The following is a 3,515-nucleotide window of genomic DNA, read 5'->3' as shown; positions in this document are numbered from 1 at the left end:
GCCGTCAACGCCATGATTTATATGCGAAATATCACGATTACGACAGCGAAATCAGCGACTTACTTGGAGAATGTGGGTCCAAACCCTTCCAAGTCAAAAACAAAGAAAGGAAAAACACCGTGTCGAAAAAACCCGAACAAGCCATGCAATTGGTTGGTGTAGCGTCCAGCGAACTTTCCGAAATTCTGGACTATTTCTTCTCTCAAATACCGGCATCGGAACGCGCCGCGATCGAACGCCTGTCTGAGCGTTTGGCTAAAGCGGCGGTCTTTGTGGCCATGAAGGCTCATCTTGATCCTGCAGCGATCCTGCACCGTGAACTTGCCGCCCTGCATGTCACCGATCAGGCTATGGACGGTCCGGGTGAAGCCGCGCCGCGCATTCCCCATGCAATCCATCCGATGAGTGAGGATGAAATTAATCAGCTTGCCGCGCCTTTGCGGGAAGCGGTGCGGCAATTGGCTTTGTCCGGTGTGCCGGGTGTCCAAGCGGCTGGCGTCCTGATGACCTTTGCGGCGCAAATCCTGATGCAAGAGTCGGGCGGGGATTTCAGGGCCACATCGTTGGCAATGTCCGCCTTTGCTGGGGCGGTTGATAAAGGCCGATCGATCCGCCCAAGTTGACTTCATGAATGTAATGAGATTACATAACACAAAAGAGGTGCCGCCGTGAATAAACCCCTTCAAACCCGATTTCTGACGACCGCTGCTGACCCTGTGGAAATCACTGGCGATGACCGGCGCGTGTCGGTTGCTGTGTCGTCTGAACAGCCGGTCGAGCGTCAGGGTTACGTTGAAATCCTGCGGCACGATCCGGCTGCAATCGACCTGTCCTTTCTCGGGTCGGGTAATGCGCCGCTTTTGCTGGATCACGACCCGCGACGGCAGATCGGCGTGGTCGAGAAGATTTCGCTGGATGGACCGGGGAAGGTCCTGCGAGCGACGGTGAGGCTGTCCGCCTCACCAGAAGCGGACCAGGTGCTGAGAGACATTAAGGACCGCATCCGGTCCAACGTGTCGGTCGGCTACCAGGTCCTGATGGTCGAAACGCGGGGCGAGAGGACAATCGTCACGCGCTGGAAACCGTATGAGGTCAGCATCGTGAGCATTCCCGCCGACGAGACGGTCGGCGTGGGTCGTGCCTTCGATCCTGCACCTGGCGACACGCAACAGAAGGAAATCGTCGCCATGACTGAACAAACGAAACTCACTCCATCCCATGCAGCGCAGATCATGGACCTTGGGCACCGGCACGGAATGGCCGATGCTGCATATCGGGCGGTCGAGGAAGGCACGTCGCTTTCCGATTTCCGTCAGAAGGTGCTGGCCCGGATCGGCAACGCTCCACTGAACCCCGGATTCGATCATGAAACCCCGCGAGGGGGTGTGCGCGTTCCGTTTCATCTGGGAAACTACCTGCGCGGGCGTATCACCAACGATTGGTCTGATGCGCGCGATGAGCGGGAACAGTCGGCAGAATTGACCCGATCGGCCCGCGGCGTGCGCGGTATGGTCGTGCCGATCGAGGCGCTTCACACGCGCGCACCGATGCTGACGACCGGTGTTGCAGGACCGTTGACCACGGTCGAACACCGGGGCGATCTGTTTATAGACGCGCTTCGCCCTGCATCGTTTGCAATTCAGGCGGGTGCGCAGATGGTCGGCGGTCTTACTTCCGACGTGAGCATTCCGCGCGAAACGACCGCACCGGCTGCATCTTGGATCACGGAAGGTGGATCGATCGCGGAAGGCAACCCGGCCTTCGACAACGTGACCCTCAATGCCACGATGCTGGCCGCACGTACCACAGTGAGCCGTAAGGCGTTGCTGCAGGGCATTCCTCAGATGGATGACCTGTTGAAGCGTTCGATCAACGCGCAGTTCGCATCGGCACTCGATGCGGCCGTGATCAGCGGTTCCGGTGTGGCACCTATCCCGCGCGGCATTCAGGCGACTGTGGGCATCAACAGCTTCGCCGCAGCGGGTGCTGGTGCGGTGACGTGGGAAGAAATCATCGCGGCTTGGGCTGCGGTGGCCAGCGACAACATCATGCCGGATTCTTCGATGGCATGGGTCGCGCATCCGACCGTCGCGGCGATCCTGCGAAATACCGAAAAGTTTGCCGGTTCGTCCGGTGAGCCGATCCTGGGTGACGTAACGGAAATCCGCGACGGTTCGATCCTGGCCGGTACGATCATGGGTCGCCCTGCGTTCGAGACGTCGCACGCATCGGCCACGACTCTGACCCTTGGTCGCATGAGTGACGTTCTGATCGGCCAGTTCGGTGGTGTGGATTTCGTGATCGATGAGTACACCGGCGCTTCGACCGGCACGATCGCGATCTATGCCTATGCGTTCTTCGACATTACGGTTCGACGTCCGCAAAGCTTCTGTGTGATCACCGGCATCTGATCACCACAGCGCCCCGGCTTCGGTCGGGGCGTTTCTCTTTGCCGCATCGTCCGTTGCAATCGATTGTAAGCGCCGCGCGGACGTGCCGCGCTGCAGCATTTTGGGTCCTCCCAGACCGATCGAACCGCGGGTAACGCGCAACCTCGACGTCTTGCTAGATGCGAACTTTTTTATTGAGGTTGCAACCTAACATGTGGAAACTTTCTCTTGGGGTGTTGAGTCAGCGGTCTTCCGGTCGAGGGCCTATGCAGAACGACAGGAGAAAAGATGTCTCTTCGAATTGGAAACTACACAGCGTTTTATGTTGCAGAGCCGTTCAATCCATCTAGGTTAGGTGCAAATGCAACTAGGGATTTTCTGTATTACAATCTCATTAAGGCTTGGAGTGCAAGTGACGCATCATTTAATTTCCGAGATTCTCATGCGCTAACGTATAATGTTCGGGACGGAAGTGACTGGGAAACAACTCTTAAGCCTAGGCTTCGGGCGAGAATTCGAGCATCGAAAAACGTGCTATTCATCTTGAGTTCAGTCACGGTAAACTCACGTGCGCTTCGAGAGGAAATTGATTACGCAATCAACGATCAATCGCTTCCAGTTATTGTGATCTATCCAGAATTCACAACAAAAGAATCTTTGCTTTCTAATGGCGGTATCTCTCAGAGAATAAGAAACCTGTGGGCTAACGTACCGGTCTTCAGGGACTCGGTGCACAAAGTTCCGACTTTGCATGTTCCGTGGGCAAAGGATTTGATAAAGTTGGCGCTGAATGACACTGATCTAATGAATGGAAGTGGGGCGCTGCCAATTCAGTACTTCTACAAGGTCTAATTTTGAAAACTTCAACAATTCAAGAACTGGAGTCGGTATGCCCAAAGTGAAATTTCTTGATAAAAATGTCTTCCGGGTTTCAGTTCAAGTATGGACCGTTATCACAACGGTACTGTCAGTTGTTCTGCCGACATTCCCCAAGTGGCCTGCCGCTTGACTTCAAGATCGCCTGATTTTGCTCGCTGGGCAAGCGTTCTTCGCCCCGAGCGGTGTCTGTCGTCGCGCAAACGGCCGAAGTCGGGTGGATCAAGCCTCGAACCCGCAGCATTCTGG

At 55.8% G+C, this 3,515-nt stretch carries 3 protein-coding genes; all 3 read left to right on the top strand.

The window, feature by feature from the left end:
• The coding region (locus tag G5V65_RS21590) for a hypothetical protein (protein WP_165054632.1) at nt 1-623 on the top strand (623 nt) is incomplete at its 5' end.
• Nucleotides 624-668: 45 nt separating this feature from the next.
• Nucleotides 669-2,411 (top strand): phage major capsid protein, encoded by a 1,743-nt coding sequence (locus G5V65_RS21585; protein ID WP_165054629.1) that lies wholly within the window; start codon nt 669-671, stop codon nt 2,409-2,411.
• A 267-nt stretch (nt 2,412-2,678) separates the two neighbouring features.
• Nucleotides 2,679-3,242 (top strand): TIR domain-containing protein, encoded by a 564-nt coding sequence (locus tag G5V65_RS23000; RefSeq protein ID WP_165054626.1) that lies wholly within the window; start codon nt 2,679-2,681, stop codon nt 3,240-3,242.
• Nucleotides 3,243-3,515: the final 273 nt, after the last annotated feature.

This window comes from Paragemmobacter kunshanensis (genome assembly GCF_011059185.1).
GTDB lineage: Bacteria > Pseudomonadota > Alphaproteobacteria > Rhodobacterales > Rhodobacteraceae > Paragemmobacter > Paragemmobacter kunshanensis.
Note: the sequence above shows the minus strand (reverse complement) of the source record. Positions and strands in the feature narration are given on the sequence as shown.

Coding starts and splice junctions, on each gene's coding strand:
- G5V65_RS23000 (WP_165054626.1), top strand. CDS start 2,679: ATGTCTCTTCGAATTGGAAACTACACAGCGTTTTATGTTGCAGAGCCG.